We start from the raw sequence: 1,694 nt of genomic DNA, 5'->3' as shown, positions 1-1,694 counted from the left end.
ATCAGGGTGCGGTGAGCCCATGGGCAGGCCAGCGACACATACAGGTGATAACGGCCCGCCTCGGGAGCGGGGAGCGAATTGCGGCGCTGGGCGTTTTCGCGTTTGAACGTGCCGTCCTTGCCGTTTTCATACCACTGGTCATGCCAGCGACCGTCGATCAAAAGGCCCATGCTGAGCTCCTGGAACAAAGTTGTTTGTCGTTGGAGCCCAGTCTAGGCCAAATCGTTCGAACAAATAGCGCAAAGACTCGGGGGTTATGATCGGTTAAATCGATCGGTTTCGGCCGCTCCAGTAGCTGCATGCGGTCTCGAACGCCTGTTCCCGATCCTGCCCCAGCCCTCGCATGGCAAGGGCCATGGTAGCGATCACGGCCTTGTCGGCGTAGCTGTCTTCGACCTCACCGCGCCAGAACGCGAGCAGATGCTCGGGTTGCAGACTCGGCGGTTTCACGTGGCGGCGCTCGCTCAACGCCGGCCACTCTTCGTCCCATGCTTCGCCCGCGGTGGTGCCGTAAAGGTGGCTGATGACATCCGGGTTCACCTCGATCTCGCCGCCATCACCCTTGATCACCACGGCATGGTCGCCCAGTAGGCGGCTGGCCTCACGGTGCACTGCCTGGTAACCCGGGTGGAAGATGCTCTGCAGGCCGCAGCGTGCGCCCAGCGGGTTGAGCACCCGGGCCAGCGAGTGGATGGGTGAGCGCAGGCCGAGGGTGTTGCGCAGGTCGATCATGCGCTGCAACTGTGGCGCCCAGTCTTGCAGCGGGAAGAACGCCAGCTGGTGCTGGTCGAGGGCGTTGTCGACGGCAGCCCAGTCGCGACACAGCGGGATTTGCAGCAGGCCAAGCAACTGCTCGGTGTACATGCGCCCGGCGGTGTGGGCACCGCCGCCGTGCATCAGGATGCGCACGCCGTTGCTGGCCAGGCATTTGGCCGACAGCAGGTACCAGGGCAGGTGGCGCTTCTTGCCGGCGTAGGTTGGCCAGTCCAGGTCCGCGGCGATGGCCGGGGCCTGCAGGTGTGTACGCAGCGCTTCGGTGAAACCGGCCAGTTCCTCGGCGCTCTCCTCTTTGTGCCGCAGCAGCATCAGGAAGGCACCGAGCTGGGCATCCTCGACTTTGCCTTCCAGCAGCAAGGTCATGGCGCTGCGGGCCTCCTCGCGGGTCAGGCCGCGCGCGCCGCGCTTGCCTTTGCCAAGAATGCGCACAAATTCGGCAAACGGGTGTTCGGCCGGAGTTTCCAGGGTAAGCGGGCGTGGTTCGTTCATATGCAGTTGGTCGGCTTGGGCAGGCCCGCCAGTTTGGCGGCGAGTTTGGCGGGAGTGCCGTTGAACAGGCGGTTCAGGTGCGGGCTGTTGCCCTTTTCCGGGCCCAGCTTCAGGGCCGTGTACTTGATCAGCGGGCGAGTGGCCGGGGACAGCTGGTATTCCTGGTAGAACTGACGCAGCAGCTCGAGGATTTCCCAGTGGTCCGCAGTCAGTGCAATGTGCTCCCGCGCGGCCAGCGCTTCGGCGGCGGCGGGGGACCAGTCTTCCAGGTCGACCAGAAAGCCGTCCTTGTCCAGGGCGATCGCCTGATCGCCTACGTCGAGTGTGCTCATAACCAGCTGTTGACCTTGTCGTAGTGCAGCGACAGTTCGACGAACCCGGCGTAGTCCACGGCCTTGGCCAGGTCATTGCCGACCGCACGGGCCTGG

General features: G+C 64.3%; 2 protein-coding genes and 2 pseudogenes. All 4 read right to left on the bottom strand.

Annotated features, from left to right (window positions below; translation table 11 throughout):
- Positions 1 to 170: pseudogene (locus tag HP547_RS28640) on the bottom strand (glutathione S-transferase family protein); the annotation flags it as partial.
- 94 nt (positions 171 to 264) lie between these two features.
- Positions 265 to 1,266 carry a glycosyl transferase family protein gene (locus HP547_RS28635; RefSeq protein WP_172288861.1) on the bottom strand — a complete coding sequence of 334 codons (1,002 nt, stop codon included), beginning with the start codon at positions 1,264 to 1,266 and terminating at the stop codon, positions 265 to 267.
- Entirely contained in the window at positions 1,263 to 1,598 is a 336-nt protein-coding gene (locus tag HP547_RS28630; RefSeq protein ID WP_172218700.1) for a TusE/DsrC/DsvC family sulfur relay protein, read from the bottom strand. The genes HP547_RS28635 and HP547_RS28630 overlap by 4 nt, the downstream gene beginning before the upstream one ends.
- A pseudogene (locus tag HP547_RS28625) lies at positions 1,595 to 1,694 on the bottom strand (sulfurtransferase complex subunit TusB); the annotation flags it as partial. The pseudogene HP547_RS28625 and the gene HP547_RS28630, both read right to left, overlap by 4 nt.

Origin of the sequence: Pseudomonas sp. CM27 (genome assembly GCF_013179515.1) — a bacterium.
Lineage (GTDB): Bacteria > Pseudomonadota > Gammaproteobacteria > Pseudomonadales > Pseudomonadaceae > Aquipseudomonas.
The sequence above is the reverse complement of the archived record's forward strand: the minus strand, read 5'-3'. Positions and strand labels throughout refer to the sequence as shown.